Source organism: Actinopolyspora sabaoui, from assembly GCF_051225635.1.
In the GTDB taxonomy this organism is placed as follows: Bacteria; Actinomycetota; Actinomycetes; order Mycobacteriales; family Pseudonocardiaceae; genus Actinopolyspora.
This window is the reverse complement of record NZ_JBMIHH010000003.1, coordinates 516,493-534,371: the sequence shown is the minus strand read 5'-3', so window position 1 is coordinate 534,371 and position 17,879 is coordinate 516,493. Positions and strand designations below refer to the sequence as shown.

Below are 17,879 nucleotides of genomic sequence, written 5' to 3'. Positions count from 1 at the left end.
AAGGCGTCATCCTGGACAGCAGTTGTGCGGACTCACGCTTCGCCGTCCGGTACAGGGTGGCGCTGGGTGAGCCTCGAACTTCCGGGGGACACGACTGTGGGGAATGGCGAATCGAGCGGAACGGAATGCCACGGATGGAACTGTTGAGTCGCTCTTCCGGGGGATCCATGGTTTCCCCACGGCGCAGACTTCGAACGACCCTGCTCTGCTTGGTCGCGTTACTCGTCGCGGGGTGCGGCACGGGGGCGGGGGGTGATGCCCGCACTTCGACCTCGGGAGGTTCGGAGCCGAGCAGCACCGGCCCGCCCGCGATCGAGTTCACCCCGAAGTCGGGGGCCTCGTCCGCATCCCCGGTGGGCGAGATCGGGGCAAGGGCGAGGAACGCCACGTTCACCGAGGTCGTGATGACCAACGCATCCGGGGAGAAGGTCGAGAGCTCGCTCGAGAACAACGGCCGCGGTTGGTCGGTGCAGGAGCCGCTCGGCTACGGCAAGACCTACGAGGTGGTGGCGAAGGCCACCGGCGCGAACGGTGAGAAACTGACCGAACGTTCCCGGTTCACCACGCTGACTCCCGAGAACCTCACCTACGTGTCCATGAATCCACTGGACGGGCAAACCGTGGGTGTCGGCCAGCCTCTGGCGTTCTACTTCAGCGAGGACGCGCCCGCTCCCGTCAGGAAACGCGCCGAGAAGGCCATCGACATCAGTACCGCCCCGAAGGTCCGGGGCGAGTTCTACTGGTTCGACGACCGCGAGGTGCACTGGCGTCCCAAGGAGTACTGGGAACCGGGCACCGAGATCACCGTTGACGTCAATATCTACGGCAAGAACCTCGGCAACGGTGTCTACGGCAAGTCCGATCGCCACGCCACCGTGAAGATCGGTGACGAGGTGATCCTGCGGGCCGACGCGGCCTCCCACCAGATGAAGGTCACGGTCAACGGCGAGGTGAAACGCACCATCCCGGTCTCGCTGGGACGTCCCTCCTACCCCTCGCACAACGGCACGCACGTGGTGATGCGCAAGCACGACACCTACATGATGGATTCGACCACCTACGGCCTGGGACTCGACGAGGGCGGCTACCGCACCGAGGTCGAATGGGCCGTACGGATCTCCAACGGTGGTGAGTTCCTGCACGCCGCCCCCTGGTCGGTCGGAGATCAGGGCGAGCGCAATGTCAGCCACGGCTGCATCAACATGAGCACCTCCGACGCGAAATGGGTCTACGACCTGGTCAAGAAGGGCGACGTCGTCGAGGTGACCAACTCCAAGGGTGGGGAGCTGGCCTCGTGGGACGGCTTCGGTGACTGGCAGATTCCGTGGAGCGAGTGGACCAGTGGCAACAACTGACCGAGGTGACGTGTTCGACTCCGCCTCCTCCCGGAGGTCGATTCGTCCGAACTCCCACGCGGAACGGCCCGATGGTGATAGGAAATCAGCTGTGGGTAGCGGGAACGCGGAAGTCGATCGGCACGGTTGGATCCACGACAGCGCCGTACGGGACGCTGCGTGCCTGACCCTGGTTCGGGGCACGGATGTGTTCCGGGTGGCACGAGCCTTCGGAGCCGATCCGACCCGGGGCAGACACTGGAACTTCGAGGAGTTCTGCGAGGAGTCCTTCGCCTGTGCGGACAAGCAGTCCCTGATCGGTCTCCGCCGGGTGGGTGGCTGGACACTCGTCGCCGAGGAGAGCCGTTTCGAGGGTCTCCGGCACGACGTGCTCGCCGAGGCCAGTTCCGGCAGTGAACTGGTCTCGGTGTGCTGGGACGTGGGTGGTTCCGGTGGGTTCGCCCACGCCGTGGACGGCGAGGTGCGCACCTTCTTCGAACCCGTGCTGCCCGAGTACCGTTCCGGGGCCCGCCCGGACGATCTGGAGTCGTTACGCGCCGGACTACCCTGGCACGAGGCGGAGCGGGTGCCGCTCATGCTGGCGCTGGCGGCGCGTGTCACGGGATGCGTGCCCGATCCGGAGTGGTTCGTCGGCCAGTTCCTGACCTGCCCGGTGGTGGGCACGGGTGGGAACGTGGTTCTCGGTCCCGCTTCCCAATGGATCGGTTCGTCGTTCCAGGGTTCGGCGGGATGGAGAGTGTGATGGGGTTGTTGCGTCGACTGTTCGGGCTCGAACGGCGGGCCGCGAAAGCGACGTCGCGAGTGGGGGAGGAGTCCGCCGAGGCCGCCCGGCGCGCGGAGCTGTTCTGGCGCCGCTGGGAGGAGCTGCTGCCGCAGGTGGGGTCCGCGCTGGGGGACGGGGTGCCGCAACGCGTCGACCACCAGCTCGCGGAAGCGGTCGGGCTGCTGCATCCACGACTGAACTTCTCGATCGAGCGTGGCCGCGAGGCCATATACGCCTTGGTGATAACCGCCCAGGCGGATCCCGAACTGCGGGTTTACACCGATGCCTGGAGGGCGGCCGCGCCCGCCGCCGATTCACTGTGGGAGTACCACGACGCGGTGCCTCCGGTCCCCGATCCGAGGGAAGTCACCGTCAACCTCCGTGGCAAGCGTTACGAGCTGGACGAGGTGCGTGTCGCGGCGCAGTTCGACAACACCAGGAACCTGATCGACGTCGCGGTCTACCACCCCGGATTCTCCGAACTGGCCGAGGAGGAACGGGAGGCACTGACCTTTCTGCCGTTGCACGCCGCACTGGGGGAGAAGTTGGCGGCCGATCGCATCGGCAGGGTCGAGACGGCCGAGCTGCCTCCCGCCAACGCGGTCGATCTGGTCGCGTTCCGTGAGCGGGCTCGTGCCTTCGACACGGAGAAGACCGGTTCCGCCGAACCGGACGCCGAGCAGTAGCCGGATGCGGCCCCGGTCGAACGCGCCGTTGTCGGTGGTGCTGGTTAGTCTCGGGACGTGACCAGGGAACGCACGCACGAGCACGCCGCACCGGACGCCGCCGTTTCGCGGGAGGCGCGACCTTCGGACTCCCGAGCCGAAGAGGTCCCGGCCGAACCCGCGGACAGCGCACGGGCCGAAGGACTCGAGGACGTTCCGCGTGAGAGCAGGCAGCGGCACGACGAGCTGGTGGAGCAGGTGCGGTTCCACCAGTTCCGGTACTACGTGCTCGACGCTCCGGTGATCACCGACGGCGAGTTCGACGAACTGTTCGTCGAGTTGCAGCGGCTGGAGGACGAACACCCGGCGCTGCGCGCTCCGGACTCGCCGACCCAGGAGGTCGGCGGCACATTCTCGACGGAGTTCACCGCCGTCGACCACCTGGAGCGGATGCTCAGTCTGGACAACGCCTTCGACGTCTCCGAACTCACCACCTGGGTGAATCGCGTGGAACGGGAGATCGGTGGCCACCCCACCTTCCTCTGCGAACCCAAGATCGACGGACTGGCCGTGAACCTGCTCTACCGCGACGGCAGGTTGGAACGGGCGCTGACCCGTGGGGACGGCAGGACCGGCGAGGACGTGACGCTCAACGTGCGCACCATGCGGGAGGTGCCGGACCGGCTGACCGGCAGCACGGACTATCCGGTCCCGGAACTGGTCGAGATCAGGGGCGAGGTGTACTTCCGGCTCGACGAGTTCGCCGAGCTCAACGCCTCGTTGGTGGACGCGGGCAAAACCGCCTTCGCCAATCCGCGTAACGGTGCCGCCGGTTCACTGCGGCAGAAGGACCCACGGATCAGCAAGCAGCGCCCGCTTCGGCTGATCTGCCACGGTCTCGGCAGACGGGACGGGTTCGAACCCCCCACCCAGTCCGCGGCCTACGAGGCGCTGCGCACCTGGGGCCTGCCGGTCTCCCCCCACACCGTGGTGCTTTCCTCGCTGGATCAGCTGACCGATCACGTTCGTTACTGGGGAGAGCGCAGGCACGATGCGGACCACGAGATCGACGGCATCGTCATCAAGATCGACGACGTGGCCCTGCAGCGCAGACTCGGCACCACCTCTCGTGCTCCCCGCTGGTCCATCGCGTACAAGTACCCACCGGAGCAGGCCACCACCGAGCTGGTCGACATCCGGGTCAACGTCGGCCGCACCGGGCGGGTCACCCCGTTCGCGGAGATGAATCCGGTGAAGGTGGCAGGCTCCACCGTCTCGTTGGCCACGCTGCACAACGCCGACGAGGTGCGTCGCAAGGGCGTGCTGGTCGGTGACCGGGTGGTCATCCGAAAGGCGGGCGACGTCATCCCGGAGGTGCTGGGGCCGGTGGTCGATGCCCGCGACGGCGACGAGTACCCGTTCGTGATGCCGGAGACCTGTCCGGAGTGCGGGTGGACGTTGTACCGGCAGAAGGAGACCGACGTCGACATCCGCTGCCCCAACGCGCGGTCCTGTCCGGCGCAGCTTCGCGAGCGGTTGTTCCACCTGGCGGGGCGGGGAGCGTTCGACATCGATGTGCTCGGTTACGAGTCGGCCGCGGCGCTGCTCGAGGCAGGGGTCGTCGTCGACGAGGGGGACGTTTTCCTGCTCGACGAGGACAAACTGCTGCGTACCGAGCAGTTCCGGGCCAAGGACGGGAGTCTGACGGCCAACGGGGCCAAACTGCTCACCAGCCTGGAAAACGCCAAACAACAGCCGCTCTGGCGGGTGCTGGTCGCGCTGTCCATCAGATTCGTCGGCCCGACCGCCGCCCAGGCCCTGGCGCGCGAATTCGGGTCCCTCGACGCGATCGAAGCCGCCGCGGAGGAGGATCTCGCGGCCGTGGACGGCGTGGGCGAAACCATCGCGGGCGCCGTGCGGGAGTGGTTCACCGTCGACTGGCACCGCGAAGTGGTCGGCAAGTGGCGTGCCGCCGGGGTCAGAATGGCCGACGAGTGGGACACCGCCGTGCCGCGCAACCTGGAAGGGCTGTCGATCGTGGTGACGGGCTCGTTGCCCACCTACTCGCGGGACGAGACCAAAGAGTGGATCATGAACCGAGGCGGGCGCGCCGCTGGTTCCGTGTCGAAGAAGACCGCTTTCGTGGTGGTGGGCGATGCCCCCGGTTCCAAGTACGACAAGGCGGTCCAACTCGGTGTCCCCGTACTGGACGAGGAGGGGTTTCGGGTGCTGCTGGAGCAGGGGCCGGAGGCCGCGGCCGGCATGGCACTACAGCCGGAGGGGTGAGCGGTGCGGTGTCCACCGTTCGACTGTCGTAGCCGTCACTAGTATCGAGCGCATGGAAAGCGTGACCATCAGACGGGCACTGCCCGCCGAGTTCGACACCGTCGGTGAGTTGACGGCACGTGCCTATCTGGAAGGTGGGCACATTCCCGCCGAGAACACGCACTACCTCACCTCGCTTCGTGACGCCGCCGACCGTGCCGCCAAGGCGGAGCTGCTGGTGGCCGTGCAGGGCGACAAGGTGTGCGGCACGGTCACGGTGGCCCGCCGCGGCAGCGAGTACACCGAACTCGCGCGTGCCGGCGAACTGGAGTTCCGGATGCTTGCCGTGGCTCCGGAAGCGGCAGGAGGTGGGGTGGGTGCCGCGCTGGTCGACCGGGTGATCGAGTTGGCGGCCGCGGAGTCCTGGGAGCGGGTCGTGTTGTACAGCAACAGGTCCATGATGGCCGCGCACCGGCTGTACGAGCGAAAGGGATTCCACCGCGTGGCCGAGCACGACTGGGAACCGCTCGCCGGGGTGCGGTTGCTCGCCTACGCCCTGGACCTGGCACGGTGAGGTTTCCGGACTCCCGAGTCCCCGCCCGTGCGTGAACCCGTAGTGCCGGCGTTCCGCAAGACCGTTCGTGGAGCCCTTCCGGGCGGGCCGGTCGTGCTCAGCCGTCCAGCACCACCGAGACGATGCCCGCCAGGTGCGCCAGCCGGGCCACCTCGGAGGTGCGAAACATCGGCCCGCCCGGCCTGCCCGCCAGCAGCACCAGGTCGGGTTTGCCTATCGGAGTGGCGGCCAGTTCGGTACCCAGTTCCTTCCAGGTGTCCGGCACCCAGGACTCGTCCCCGTTCAGCACGGTGGCTCTGGGTAACGGCATCCACGGTAACCACAGGTACTCGTCTTCCGGGGCAGAGGTGCTGGCTGCCAGGTGCTCCGGGCCACCCGCACGGCTACCGAAGATCATCGCCCACCCCGAGCGAATGATCCGGGGTACGCCCTCGGCGAACAGCTGGAGTCCCCGCTCCGGTTCGGCGGCGATCTCTTCGACCAGCTCCAGCTCGCGGTGGGTGTCCAGGATGCCCGCATAGGGCCGCACCGCGTCCACACGAACGCCTTCCACCGACTCCGCGGCCGTGATCAGCACGTCCGGCAGTCTGCCCGAGGGGAGCTCCACGATGAGGTCGTCGATGGCCGCTTCGCTGCTCCGCTCGACCACATCCACGCTGAGGATGTCGGCCTCGATCTCGCCCAGCGCGCTCGCCACCGACCCGAGTGCGCCGGGACGGTCCGGAACCTGAACCCGGATGAGGAAGGACACCGGTTTTCACGCCTCCAGCATCGTGCGCGGCACCTCGCCGTCCGCGCCGGACCGTTTCGCACGAGCGGCTCGGGGCCCTCGTGTGGAGCGGACCGGCCAAATTGTGGCAGACGCGGCGCTCCTCCCGGGACGACGCCGCTGGATGCACACCGGCTCGAAACGATCTCGATGCCCGGGTGTGACCACCCGTTGGTGGTCGTGGTCGCTGCCCATAGACTCGTTGTCACCTTTCGGAGCCTGTTCGGCGACCCGAGCGAATCGGTTCAGTGATCAGCGGAAGCGGGACGGTGGACACCGTTTTCGCGTCCTTGTTCGTTCCGCGCCGCGCGGGTGGCGAACAGGCATTCGACTCGAACACGTGTGGTAGCCGGAAACCACCGGATACCCGAACGAACCGGACACGATCAGGGGGCTCGCGCATTGTCCACGATTTCCCGTGACGAGGTGGCCCACCTCGCCGGCCTCGCCCGGCTGGCCGTATCCGAGGAGGAGCTCGACACGTTCGCAGGCCAGTTGGACGTGATCCTCGATTCGGTCGCCAGGGTCGGCGAAGTGGCCGCCGACGAAATACCGCCCACGTCCCATGCGGTACCGGTCACCAACGTTTTCCGAACGGACGAGGTGCGCGACGGGCTGTCCCGCCGAGAGGCGCTCGCCGGGGCACCCGCCACCGAGGAAAACAGGTTCCGCGTACCCAGGATTCTCAACGAGGAGGCGTGATGTCCTCGACCACAGCAGTCCCGGACGGGCCTGGTTCGACCGAACTCACCGGTCTCGCCGCCTCCGAACTGGCCGCCAAGATCGCCGCGGGCGAGGTGTCCGCCGTCGAGGTCACCCGCGCGCACCTGGACCGTATCGAGGCGATCGAACCGGCGGTGCACGCCTTTCTGCACGTCGACCGCGAAGCCGCGTTGGACGCCGCCCGGCGGGCCGACGAGCAGCGTGCCAACGGCACCCCCGCTTCTCCGCTGGCCGGTGTGCCGCTGGCACTGAAGGACGTGCTCACCACCACCGACATGCCGACCACCTGCGGCTCCAGGATGCTGGAGGACTGGACACCGCCCTACGACTCGACCGTGGCGGCCAGGCTCCGCGACGCGGGTGTGGTGATCCTCGGCAAGACCAACATGGACGAGTTCGCCATGGGCTCGTCGACCGAGAACTCCGCGTTCGGCCCGACCCGCAACCCGTGGGACACCGACCGAATCCCCGGCGGTTCCGGGGGAGGCTCCTCGGCCGCGCTGGCGGCGTTCGAGGCGCCGCTGGCGATCGGCACCGACACGGGGGGTTCCATCCGGCAGCCCGCCGCGGTCACCGGGACCGTGGGGGTCAAGCCCACCTACGGCGGCGTGTCCCGCTACGGCCTGGTCGCGTTCTCCTCCTCGCTGGACCAGGCGGGACCGTGCGGGCGTACGGTGCTGGACGCCGCGATGCTGCACGAGGTCATCGCCGGACACGATCCGATGGACTCCACCTCGGTGGACGCGCCGGTTCCGAGGGTGACCGCCGCCGCACGGGAAGGCGCGGACGGGGACCTGCGCGGGGTACGTGTGGGTGTCGTCCGCGAGTTCGGTGGTGAGGGCTACCAGCAGGGCGTGCGGGACTCGTTCCGTGCCGCCGTGGACACGCTCACCTCGCTCGGCGCCGAGGTTGTCGAGGTCTCCTGCCCGCACTTCGAGTACGCGCTCGGGGCCTACTACCTGATCGCGCCCAGCGAGTGCTCCTCGAACCTCGCGCGGTTCGACGCGATGCGCTACGGACTGCGGGTCGGTGACGACGGTAGCCGCAGCACCGAGGAGGTCATGTCGCTGACTCGGGAGCAGGGCTTCGGCCCCGAGGTCAAGCGTCGTATCATGCTCGGCACCTACGCGCTCTCGTCCGGCTACTACGATGCCTACTACGGCCAGGCGCAGAAGGTCCGCACCCTGATCACCAGGGACTTCGACGCCGCTTTCGGGCAGGTGGACGTGTTGGTCTCGCCCACGACCCCCACCACCGCGTTCCGTATCGGGGAACGTGTCGACGACCCGATGGCCATGTACCGCGCGGACCTGTGCACCATCCCGAGCAACCTCGCGGGCAACGCCTCGATGAGCGTGCCGTCGGGGCTTTCCACCGAGGACGGTATGCCCGTCGGTCTGCAGATCATGGCGCCCGCCATGGCCGACGACCGGCTCTACCGCGTGGGTGCCGCCTACGAGGCGGCCCGCGACGCGGCTTCGGAAGTTCCCCTGCTCGACCGCGTTCCGCGGTTGGAGGTCGCCTGATGAATCCCAAGTTGCGAGCCCTGCTCGCCGTCGGTGCGGAGCTGTCCCGCGGCATCGGTCTGCGTGGCAAGATCCGCCAGGCGCGCGAGGACAACGATCGACTGGTGATGGCGGACGCGATCGTCACCGTCCTCGGGTTGATCACCGGAGTGGCGTTGGCCGTTCGCGAGGTACGTAAGGCGGAACGGAAATGACAGCTGTCGCCGAGATCATGGACTACGACGAGGTTCTGCGACGTTTCGACCCGGTGCTCGGGCTCGAGGTGCACGTCGAGCTCTCCACGGCCACCAAGATGTTCTGCGGCTGTGCCAACGAGTTCGGTGCCGAGCCGAACACGCGGGTATGTCCGGTGTGCCTGGGTATGCCGGGCGCGCTGCCGGTGGTCAACGGTTCGGCCGTGGAGTCTGCCATCAGGATCGGTCTGGCTCTGGACTGCCAGGTGGCGGAGTGGTGCAGGTTCGCGCGGAAGAACTATTTCTATCCGGACATGCCCAAGAACTTCCAGACCTCGCAGTACGACGAGCCGATCGTGTTCGACGGTGGTCTCGACATCGTCCTCGACGACGGGGAAACCTTCCGGGTGGGCATCGAACGGGCCCACATGGAGGAGGACACCGGCAAGTCGTCGCACGTCGGCGGTGCCTCCGGCAGGATCCACGGTGCCGAACACTCGCTGCTGGACTACAACCGCGCGGGTGTGCCGCTCATCGAGATCGTCACCAAGCCGATCACCGGTGCCGGGGAACGTGCCCCCGAGATCGCCCGCGCCTATGTGACCGCGCTGCGGGATCTGCTGCGTTCGATGGGTGTTTCGGACGTTCGGATGGACCAGGGGTCGTTGCGTTGCGACGCCAACGTCTCGTTGACCCCGAAGGGGGAGAGCGGGTTCGGCACCCGCACCGAGACGAAGAACGTCAACTCCTTCCGCAGCATCGAGCGGGCGGTGCGTTTCGAGATGCGCAGGCAGGCCTCCCTGCTGGAGAACGGTTCCGAGATCGTCCAGGAGACCAGGCACTTCGACGAGTCCACCGGTGAGACCTCCTCGGGAAGGCGCAAGGAGGAGGCCGAGGACTACCGTTACTTCCCGGAACCCGACCTCGTTCCGATCGCCCCCTCACGGGAGTGGGTGGAACAGCTGCGCGGCACGCTTCCCGAGATGCCCTGGGAACGGCGTAGGCGTGTCCAGGAGCAGTGGGGCCTGTCGGACGAGGAGCTGCGCGATCTGGTCAACGCCTCGGCGCTGGATCTCGTCGCGGCCACCGTGGACGCCGGTGCCTCGCCCTCGGAGGCACGCTCGTGGTGGGTCGCCTATCTGAGCCAGCGCGCCAACGAGCGCGGCGTCGAGCTCGCGGAGCTGTCGGTCACGCCCGGCCAGGTGGCCCGGGTGATCGAGCTGGTCGGCGAGGGCAAGCTGACGCACAAACTGGCCCGCCAGGTTATCGACGGGGTGCTCGAGGACCGGGGAGAGCCGGACGAGGTGATCGCCGCCGACGGCATCGAGGTCGTCTCCGACGACTCCTCGTTGCAGGCCGCGGTGGACGAGGCCCTGGCCGCCCAACCCGACGCGGCGGAGAAGATCCGCGGCGGCAAGGTGCAGGCCGCTGGCGCGATCGTGGGGGCCGTCATGAAGGCCACCCAGGGGCAGGCCGACGCCAAGCGGGTCCGCGAACTGGTGCTGGCCGCCTGCGGCCAGCAGTGAGAACCGTGCCGGTGTGGCGCGATCACACCGGTGGGACCGTCTCCCGCACCGCCGCACGTGGTGCGGGAGACGGTCATTCCTTGCCCGCTGTTCCCCCGTTGGGGGGCTCGATACGGATCACCCTGTCGTCACTGGAGACGGGGTCCCCGCCGGCTTTGTTCGCGGTGCCGAGCCACAGCAATCCGTTCGGTCCGCTGCTGGCCGCGCGCAGCCGACCGTAGGTGTCCTCCAGGGCTCGTTCCGGTTCGCCGGTGAACGTTCCCTCCGGACCGGGGCGCATGGTGTAGACGGCCGAGGCGTCGGTCAGTGCCACCACGATCAGCCCCCCACCCGCGGCGCATCCTGCCACACCGGGACTCGTCCGCCAGGACCACTTCGGGGCCCCCAGTTCCTCGTCGGGCGAGCCGCGCAGCAGCACGTCCTGTTCGGCGCGCCGATCGGTCACCCAGAACGTGGAGCCGTTCGGCCGGGTGCACACGCCGCCGGGCGCGCTCAGCCCTTCCGCGATCACCGGTGACCCCGGGTCGGGGTTGTCCTGGGCGGGATCGCCGAAAGTGTCGATCCGCAGCACTTTGCCCGCCAGCACGGAGCGTTCGTCCGCCTTGGCCGGGGACCCCGCGTTGCCCGTCGCGACGAGCAGCGTGTCCGAGCCGCTCGTGGTGATGGCGCCCGCGTTGCCGCTGGGGCCGCGCGGAATACCGGTCAGGATGGGTTCCGGCGGATCATCCGGGGCGATGCGGATCACCCGGTTGTCGGTGGGGGTGGTGACATAGGCGTAGGCGAGGCCGTCCTCGGCATAGCTCGGCGAGAGGGTCAGCCCTGTGAGTCCGCCCCCGCCCGAGGCGTCGACCTCGACACTGGCCAGCTCCCGAGGGTCGGAGTCCCGTTCGACCAGCATGATCCTGCCGGTCTTGCGCTCACCCACGAGAGCACCCCGCCCGCCGGGCAGTACGGCCACATCACCCACCGCGCCGAGGCAGGTCGCCACGACGGCGGGGTCGGGGTCGTCGCAGCCGTCCGGCTCGGCCTCTTCGGAGGGCGAGGTCTCGGTGTCCTCCTCCCCGGGAGGCTGCTGACGTCCTTCGGCGCGCGGTTGGGGCCCGGCCTGTGGCCGCAACGAGGGCTGTTCCCGCCACTGTTTCGGATGCTGGTCGGGGAACTCCGCGCAACCACCGGTCAGGACGGCTGCGACCAACGCCGTGCCGACCGCCGCGTAGCGGCGCGCCGCACGGGAGCGCTGGTATGGGTCGCCGATTCGGACTGCCACGGTCGCAGACCATATCGCGTCACCGGTTAACCCGGAGTGAGTGCCGCGAACGCTCCCGGCGTTCCCGCCGTCGATTTTTCCGAAAAGCTCGCACATTTCGCGGAGGATGTCCTAGCCTTTCGCCGTGCGAATCCACGACGACCGCTCCGATTCCGCGGGCGGGTATCCCGATGATCAGTATCACCGTGATGCCCGGGAACCGCAGGGTGGCTGGACCGTTCCGGAACGGGAACAGGCCTCGACACGCACGTACGGCGGTTCCACCGATACCGGAGCCGTCGAACTCGACTACTACGACGACGATGCCTACACCTATGTGGGGGAGCCCGCCTCGCAACGCGACCTGGACCTCTACGACGAGTTCGCGGACTCGGTGCACCGGCGGCGCTGGAACGGCGGTGCGGATTTCGCGCTGCTGGTGTTGCGGTTGGCGCTGGGAGCCGTGTTCATCGCCCGCGGCGCGCGCAAACTCTTCGGCGTGCTCGGTGGGCAGGGCCCGGAGGGAACCGCGGACATGCTGTCCGGCATGGGCTTCCGGGAACCGCAACTGCTCGCCACCGTCACGGGTGGGGTGGAGTTCGGCGCGGGGATCCTGGTGGTGCTCGGGCTGTTCACGCCGTTGGCGGCCGCGGGGTTGCTGGGTGTGATGCTCAACGTGGTGGTCGTCCAGCGTGCCGACGGATTCTTCCTGGAAACCGGCGGTGTCGAGTATCCCGCCATGCTCGGTGTGGTGGCCCTGGCGCTGCTGTTCGCGGGGCCGGGGCGGGTGGCAGCCGACAACGGACGCTTCTGGTTCCGACGTCCGGTCGCCAGTGGTTTCGTGGGTCTGCTGCTGGCGGTCGCCGCCGCCGCGGTGGTGTTCTTCGTGTTCCGGTGAACCGTGGTCGGCGGGTCCGGACCCGCCGACCACGCCCGGTTCAGCCGCCGATGCTCCGGACGGCTCCGTACGAGGCGGAGGTGGCCAGGCTCGCGTAGGCGCGCAGCGCCGTGCTGACCCGGCGCTGCCGGTCCACCGGTTGCCAGGGGTGTTCCGAGCTTTCCATCTTGGCCCGACGCTCGGCCAGGGTTCGCTCGTCCACCAGCAGTTCGAGTTTCCGCTCGCCCACGTCGATGCGGATCTCGTCACCGTCCTGCACCAGCCCGATCGTGCCGCCGTTGCCCGCTTCCGGGGAGATGTGCCCGATGGACAGGCCCGACGTTCCCCCGGAGAACCTCCCGTCGGTGATCAGCGCGCACTCGCGGTCCATTCGGGCGCCCTTGAGAAAAGCGGTGGGGTGCAGCATTTCCTGCATGCCGGGCCCACCCGAGGGGCCCTCGTAGCGGATCACCAGCACATCGCCCGCTTCGATCTCCCTGTTCAGGATCGCCGAGACGGCTTGTTCCTGACTCTCCAGAACCCGGGCGGGCCCCTGGAAGATCCAGAGTTCCTCGTCGACACCGGCCGTTTTGACCACTGCGCCGTCCTCGGCCAGATTGCCCCGCAGCACGGCCAGTCCGCCGTCGGCGGTGTAGGCGTGCGCGACGTCGCGGATGCACCCCTCCGCCGCGTCGGTGTCCAGTGTGGACCAACGGTTTCCCGTGGAGAAGGCCGCTGTGGTGCGAACTCCGCCAGGAGCCGCGTGGAAGAGTTCCGAGGCGTGCTCAGCGGGGCTTTCGCCGCGCACGTCCCACTCGGACAACCAGAACTCCAGGCTCGGGCTGTGCACCGAACGGACCTCGCGGTGGAGCAGCCCGCCGCGATCGAGCTCACCAAGGATCGCCGTTATGCCGCCGGCCCGATGCACGTCCTCCATGTGGTAGTTGGAGTTCGGGCTGATCTTGGCCAGGCAGGGGACGTCGCGGCTGATCCGCTCGATGTCGGAGAGCGTGAAGTCGATCTCGCCCTCGCGTGCGGCGGCGAGGGTGTGCAGTACCGTGTTGGTCGAACCGCCCATGGCCATGTCCAGTGCCAACGCGTTCTCGAACGCCTGCTCGTTCGCGACCGAACGCGGCAGTACGGACTCGTCGTCGTGCCGGTACCACCGCTCGGCGATCTCGACCACCGTGCGGCCCGCGCGTTCGAACAGGTCGCGCCTGAACCGGTGGGTGGCCAGTGTCGAACCGTTGCCGGGCAGCGCCAGCCCGAGCGCCTCGGTCAGGCAGTTCATCGAGTTGGCAGTGAACATGCCCGAGCAGGAACCGCAGGTGGGGCAGGCCGAGCGCTCCACCTCGCTCAGCCCTTCCTCGTCCACCCGCGAGTTCGCCGACGCGGCGATCGTGGTGATCAGATCTGTCGGAGCTTGGGCGACGCCGTCGACCACGACCGCCTTGCCCGCTTCCATCGGCCCGCCCGAGACGAAGACCGTGGGGATGTTCAGCCGCATGGCGGCGTTGAGCATCCCCGGGGTGATCTTGTCGCAGTTCGACAGGCAGACGAGCGCGTCCGCCTGGTGCCCGTTGACCATGTACTCCACCGAGTCCGCGATGATCTCACGGGAAGGCAGCGAGTACAGCATTCCACTGTGTCCCATGGCGATGCCGTCGTCGATCGCGATGGTGTGGAACTCCCGCGGGACACCGCCCGCCTCGCGAACCGCCCCGGCGATCACCTCTCCCAGGTCGCGAAGGTGGACGTGGCCCGGTACGAACTGGGTGAAGGAGTTGGCGATCGCCACGATCGGTTTGCCGAAGTCGTTGTCGGTCATTCCGGTGGCACGCCACAGCGAGCGGGCACCTGCGGCGTTTCGACCGTGGGTCGTCGTGCGGGAACGCAACTCGGGCATGATTGAAAGCTCTCACTTCGTGGGAACACCGCCGCGCGGGCGGACGCGGTCACGCCTCGTGGGCGTCAGGAATTCGCGGTGAGTACGAGACTACTCCGGTCTCGTTCGTGCCCGTGAACGCCCTGGTCGAGTCCACATGGTGAGAGAGTCGTACGGGTCAGTCCTCGTCGACGCCCTTGGGGCGGCTCGGGTCCTGTATCCGGCCGCGGCTCATCACGGCCAGTCGAGGAACGTCCCGGACCCGGAGTGCGGGCAGCCGAACCTCGCGGTCCGAAGTGGTCACCGCGCGCACCCAGTGGCGTTCGTGGAGTCGCAGCGCCCTGATGTCGGACCAATCCATCCGGGTAGCTCCGGTGAGGGTCCGTGCCGTGATGCCCGACTCGTCGACGACGGTGCGCGTCCGAACCACCCAGACGATCAGGCCCAGCGGTATCAGGTACAGCAGCGACAACGGGGGCAACGAGGCCGCCATCGGGCTGATGCAGAACGCGATCACGAGGATCACCAGCAGGCTCACCCGCGTGATCCGGAAAACGAGGCGGGACGGCAGTTCGGGATGCTCCGCCTGCTCGGAGTCGCCCTCCGGGGAGTGCTCCGCTTCCCGGTCCGTCGTGGTGTCCGGCGCCCCTTCCGCGGTCCCGCCGGTGTGTCCTGCCTCGGGGGCGGCCTCGTGTTCGGGCTCGGTTCCGGTCTCCTCGGGAGAGTCCGTCCGCTGCTCCTCCGTCCCGGGGGTTTCCGGCCGGGGCGGTTCCTCCCCCGCGGCCGGATCGGAAAGTCGGTCGTTGTCCTGGGAGTCGTTCACCGTTCGATGGTCTCAGCTGCGCAGTTCGCCTTTCCGGGGAGTGGGCGCTACCGGCGGCGCTTCTTCTTCGCGTTCGCCGAGGTTGCCTTCTTCGTGTGCCCTGTCACCCGGTGGTGTCCATCATTCGGGAAGTTTTTCCCGTAGGTTTGACTTGGCTGTCGTGCCGGGTCTAATGTTCGAGCCATGCAGCGCAGTAACGACATTCTCGTACTTCCCGGGCGCGTCGACGCCTGAGAAGTACGAAACGTCGACGCGCCAACCCTCGTTCGGCCCTGTGCCGGCGAGGGTTTTTTCGTGCCCGGCCCCATTCATCGACCACGAGGCAGAATCGATGACCAGCGCCAACACCAGGCAGAATCCGGCCCCGGAGGCATCACCGGGGCAGCGTCCGAAACCAGCTCCGCCCAACGGGGCGCCGGTAAGAGCCACCGGTGCGCAGTCCCTCGTCCGCTCATTGGAAGCGGTGGGCTGCGAAGTGGTGTTCGGCATCCCGGGCGGTACGATCCTGCCCACTTACGATCCGTTGCTGGACTCGACGAAGGTTCGTCACGTACTGGTTCGGCACGAGCAGGCGGCCGGTCACGCCGCTACCGGCTACGCCCAGGCCACCGGTAGGACCGGGGTTTGCATGGCGACCTCCGGGCCAGGGGCGACCAACCTGGTCACCGCGCTGGCCGACGCGCACATGGACTCGGTGCCGTTGGTGGCGATCACCGGGCAGCAGTCCACGGGGCAGATCGGTACCGACGCGTTCCAGGAAGCCGACATCTGCGGCATCACGCTGCCGGTCACCAAGCACAACTTCCTGGTCACCGATCCCGACGAGATCCCGCGGACCATCGCGGAGGCGTTCTACATCGCCTCCAGCGGCCGTCCCGGCCCCGTCGTGGTCGACGTCCCCAAGGACGTGCAACAGCTCACCACTTCCTTCTCCTGGCCCCCCGAACAGCGGCTGCCCGGTTACCGTCCGGTCGGCAAACCGCACGGCAAGCAGGTCAGGGAAGCCGCCCGATTGATGGCCTCGGCGCAACGACCGGTGCTGTACGTGGGGGGCGGTGTGGTCAAGGCCGACGCCTCCGAGGAATTGACCAAGCTCGCCGAGCGCACCGGCATTCCGGTGGTGACCACACTGATGGCACGCGGGGTCTTGCCGGATACGCATCCGTTGCATCTGGGCATGCCCGGCATGCACGGCACCGTCTCCGCGGTTGCCGCGATGCAGCGCTCCGATTTGCTGCTCGCACTGGGAACCCGGTTCGACGACAGGGTGACCGGGCGGCTGTCGGATTTCGCCCCGGAGGCCAAGGTCGTGCACGCCGACATCGATCCGGCCGAGATCTCCAAGAACAGGGTCGCCGACGTGCCCATCGTCGGGGACTGCAAGGAGGTCATCTCCGAACTCCTCGAGGCCGTGGACACCGCCGAAGCGGAGCACGGCGCCCCGGATCTCGGAGAGTGGTGGAGCCAGCTCGGCGACTGGCGGGACCGCTTCCCGCTGGGCTACGACTGGCCTGCCGACGGCACGCTCTCGCCGGAGTACGTGATCGAACGCATCGGTGCGCTGGCGGGGCCCGAAGCCGTCTACACCGCGGGTGTGGGACAGCACCAGATGTGGGCCGCGCAGTTCATCGGTTACCAGCGGCCCCGCAGCTGGCTCAACTCCGGCGGGCTGGGAACGATGGGCTACGCGGTGCCCGCGGCGATGGGCGCCAAGGCCGGAACTCCCGGCCGGCAGGTGTGGGCCATCGACGGCGACGGTTGTTTCCAGATGACCAACCAGGAACTGGCCACCTGCGCCATCGAAGGGTTGCCGATCAAGGTCGCCGTCATCAACAACGGCAATCTCGGTATGGTTCGGCAGTGGCAGAACCTGTTCTACGCCGAGCGCTACTCACACAGTGACCTCGGCACCCACAACCACCGGATTCCCGATTTCGCGCTGCTGGCCGAAGCGCTCGGCGGGGTGGGAATGCGGTGTGAGGCCGCCTCCGACGTCGACAGCGTCATCGAGCGGGCCATGGCAGTCGACGACCGACCCGTGGTCATCGACTTCGTTGTGGGCAAGGACGCCCAGGTCTGGCCGATGGTCGCGTCCGGTACCGGCAACGACGAGATCATGGCCGCTCGCGGAATCCGCCCACTGTTCGACGACGAGGGGTGAACACGCCGATGAGTCGACACACACTCAGCGTGCTGGTGGAAAACGTCCCCGGTGTGCTCTCCCGAGTCTCCGGACTGTTCTCCCGGCGCAGCTTCAACATCGAATCACTGGCCGTCGGTCCCACCGAGCACCCGGAGATCTCCCGGATGACCATCGTGGTCTCGGTGGAGGAACAACCACTGGAACAGGTCACCAAGCAGCTCAACAAGCTGATCAACGTCATCAAGATCGTCGAGTTGGAGCCCGAGTCCTCCGTGCAGCGCGAACTGCTGCTGGTCAAGGTGCGGGCTGACGCCTCGGTGCGCAGCCAGGTTCTGGAAACCGTGCAGTTGTTCCGGGCCAAGGTCGTCGACGCCTCTCCCGAGGCACTGACCATCGAGGCCACCGGGGACACCGACAAACTCGACGCCCTGCTGCGCATGCTCGAGCCCTACGGCGTCCGCGAGATGGTCCAGTCCGGCATGGTCGCCATCGGTCGGGGAGCGCGCTCCATCACGGCAACCGCGGTGCGTTGACCCGCGTACGACGCGGATTCGCTACAGAAAGGA

General features: G+C 67.9%; 16 protein-coding genes. 12 read left to right on the top strand and 4 right to left on the bottom strand.

Annotated elements, in window-relative coordinates; genetic code table 11:
• Window positions 1–134: 134 nt before the first annotated feature.
• From ACOQFL_RS07495 to ACOQFL_RS07475, 5 genes are all read left to right on the top strand, one after another.
• Window positions 135–1,355: a L,D-transpeptidase gene (locus tag ACOQFL_RS07495; protein ID WP_435543343.1), complete on the top strand. Its 1,221-nt coding sequence runs from the start codon at window positions 135–137 to the stop codon at window positions 1,353–1,355.
• 91 nt (window positions 1,356–1,446) lie between these two features.
• Complete coding sequence (locus ACOQFL_RS07490; RefSeq protein ID WP_435543342.1) at window positions 1,447–2,097, top strand: DUF6461 domain-containing protein; 651 nt, start codon at window positions 1,447–1,449, stop codon at window positions 2,095–2,097.
• Window positions 2,097–2,804 carry a hypothetical protein gene (locus ACOQFL_RS07485; RefSeq protein WP_435543341.1) on the top strand — a complete coding sequence of 236 codons (708 nt, stop codon included), beginning with the start codon at window positions 2,097–2,099 and terminating at the stop codon, window positions 2,802–2,804. The genes ACOQFL_RS07490 and ACOQFL_RS07485 overlap by 1 nt, the downstream gene beginning before the upstream one ends.
• 57 nt (window positions 2,805–2,861) lie before the next feature.
• On the top strand, window positions 2,862–5,069 hold the full coding sequence (gene ligA, locus ACOQFL_RS07480; RefSeq protein ID WP_435543340.1) for an NAD-dependent DNA ligase LigA: 2,208 nt from the start codon (window positions 2,862–2,864) through the stop codon (window positions 5,067–5,069).
• A gap of 52 nt (window positions 5,070–5,121) precedes the next feature.
• Window positions 5,122–5,622, top strand: coding sequence for a GNAT family N-acetyltransferase (locus ACOQFL_RS07475; RefSeq protein ID WP_435543339.1), 501 nt, complete (start codon window positions 5,122–5,124; stop codon window positions 5,620–5,622).
• Between the two features lie 97 nt (window positions 5,623–5,719).
• On the opposite strand, the gene ACOQFL_RS07470 is transcribed toward ACOQFL_RS07475, so the two are convergent.
• Window positions 5,720–6,373: an ACT domain-containing protein gene (locus ACOQFL_RS07470; protein WP_435543338.1), complete on the bottom strand. Its 654-nt coding sequence runs from the start codon at window positions 6,371–6,373 to the stop codon at window positions 5,720–5,722.
• Between the two features lie 420 nt (window positions 6,374–6,793).
• On the opposite strand from ACOQFL_RS07470, the gene gatC reads away from it, so the two are divergent.
• The 4 genes from gatC to gatB are packed head-to-tail and all read left to right on the top strand — an operon-like array spanning window position 6,794 to window position 10,339.
• Entirely contained in the window at window positions 6,794–7,093 is a 300-nt protein-coding gene (gatC, locus tag ACOQFL_RS07465) for an Asp-tRNA(Asn)/Glu-tRNA(Gln) amidotransferase subunit GatC (RefSeq protein ID WP_435543337.1), read from the top strand.
• Complete coding sequence (gatA, locus tag ACOQFL_RS07460) at window positions 7,093–8,640, top strand: Asp-tRNA(Asn)/Glu-tRNA(Gln) amidotransferase subunit GatA (RefSeq protein WP_435543336.1); 1,548 nt, start codon at window positions 7,093–7,095, stop codon at window positions 8,638–8,640. The genes gatC and gatA overlap by 1 nt, the downstream gene beginning before the upstream one ends.
• Window positions 8,640–8,834 (top strand): hypothetical protein, encoded by a 195-nt coding sequence (locus tag ACOQFL_RS07455; protein WP_435543335.1) that lies wholly within the window; start codon window positions 8,640–8,642, stop codon window positions 8,832–8,834. Before gatA ends, ACOQFL_RS07455 begins: the two co-directional genes overlap by 1 nt.
• Window positions 8,831–10,339, top strand: coding sequence for an Asp-tRNA(Asn)/Glu-tRNA(Gln) amidotransferase subunit GatB (gene gatB, locus ACOQFL_RS07450; RefSeq protein WP_435543334.1), 1,509 nt, complete (start codon window positions 8,831–8,833; stop codon window positions 10,337–10,339). The genes ACOQFL_RS07455 and gatB overlap by 4 nt, the downstream gene beginning before the upstream one ends.
• A 73-nt stretch (window positions 10,340–10,412) precedes the next feature.
• On the opposite strand, the gene ACOQFL_RS07445 is transcribed toward gatB, so the two are convergent.
• Window positions 10,413–11,606, bottom strand: a complete 1,194-nt coding sequence (locus ACOQFL_RS07445; protein WP_435543333.1) for a PQQ-dependent sugar dehydrogenase — start codon at window positions 11,604–11,606, stop codon at window positions 10,413–10,415.
• Between the two features lie 124 nt (window positions 11,607–11,730).
• Here ACOQFL_RS07445 and ACOQFL_RS07440 point away from each other — a divergent pair, with 124 nt between their 5' ends.
• Entirely contained in the window at window positions 11,731–12,483 is a 753-nt protein-coding gene (locus ACOQFL_RS07440; protein WP_435543332.1) for a DoxX family protein, read from the top strand.
• A gap of 40 nt (window positions 12,484–12,523) precedes the next feature.
• Here the strand turns inward: ACOQFL_RS07440 and ilvD are convergent, their stop codons facing one another.
• A complete protein-coding gene (ilvD, locus tag ACOQFL_RS07435) occupies window positions 12,524–14,368 on the bottom strand; it encodes a dihydroxy-acid dehydratase (RefSeq protein WP_435543331.1) in 1,845 nt (614 codons plus the stop codon).
• A 157-nt stretch (window positions 14,369–14,525) separates the two neighbouring features.
• The gene (locus tag ACOQFL_RS07430) at window positions 14,526–15,170 is read right to left on the bottom strand and encodes a PH domain-containing protein (RefSeq protein WP_435543330.1); all 645 of its coding nucleotides are present in this window, start codon (window positions 15,168–15,170) and stop codon (window positions 14,526–14,528) included.
• 331 nt (window positions 15,171–15,501) lie between these two features.
• On the opposite strand from ACOQFL_RS07430, the gene ACOQFL_RS07425 reads away from it, so the two are divergent.
• Together ACOQFL_RS07425 and ilvN are read left to right on the top strand one after the other, a co-directional pair.
• Window positions 15,502–17,331 (top strand): acetolactate synthase large subunit, encoded by a 1,830-nt coding sequence (locus ACOQFL_RS07425; RefSeq protein ID WP_435543329.1) that lies wholly within the window; start codon window positions 15,502–15,504, stop codon window positions 17,329–17,331.
• An 8-nt stretch (window positions 17,332–17,339) separates the two neighbouring features.
• Complete coding sequence (gene ilvN / locus ACOQFL_RS07420) at window positions 17,340–17,846, top strand: acetolactate synthase small subunit (RefSeq protein WP_092632302.1); 507 nt, start codon at window positions 17,340–17,342, stop codon at window positions 17,844–17,846.
• Window positions 17,847–17,879 lie beyond the last annotated feature (33 nt).

Excerpts from the sequence above, each read along its gene's own strand:
- ilvN (WP_092632302.1), top strand. The coding sequence starts at position 17,340 with ATGAGTCGACACACACTCAGCGTGCTGGTGGAAAACGTCCCCGGTGTG.
- ACOQFL_RS07425 (WP_435543329.1), top strand. The coding sequence starts at position 15,502 with ATGACCAGCGCCAACACCAGGCAGAATCCGGCCCCGGAGGCATCACCG.
- ACOQFL_RS07485 (WP_435543341.1), top strand. The coding sequence starts at position 2,097 with ATGGGGTTGTTGCGTCGACTGTTCGGGCTCGAACGGCGGGCCGCGAAA.
- ilvD (WP_435543331.1), bottom strand. The coding sequence starts at position 14,368 with ATGCCCGAGTTGCGTTCCCGCACGACGACCCACGGTCGAAACGCCGCA.
- ACOQFL_RS07475 (WP_435543339.1), top strand. The coding sequence starts at position 5,122 with ATGGAAAGCGTGACCATCAGACGGGCACTGCCCGCCGAGTTCGACACC.
- ACOQFL_RS07495 (WP_435543343.1), top strand. The coding sequence starts at position 135 with ATGGAACTGTTGAGTCGCTCTTCCGGGGGATCCATGGTTTCCCCACGG.
- ACOQFL_RS07455 (WP_435543335.1), top strand. The coding sequence starts at position 8,640 with ATGAATCCCAAGTTGCGAGCCCTGCTCGCCGTCGGTGCGGAGCTGTCC.
- gatB (WP_435543334.1), top strand. The coding sequence starts at position 8,831 with ATGACAGCTGTCGCCGAGATCATGGACTACGACGAGGTTCTGCGACGT.
- gatA (WP_435543336.1), top strand. The coding sequence starts at position 7,093 with ATGTCCTCGACCACAGCAGTCCCGGACGGGCCTGGTTCGACCGAACTC.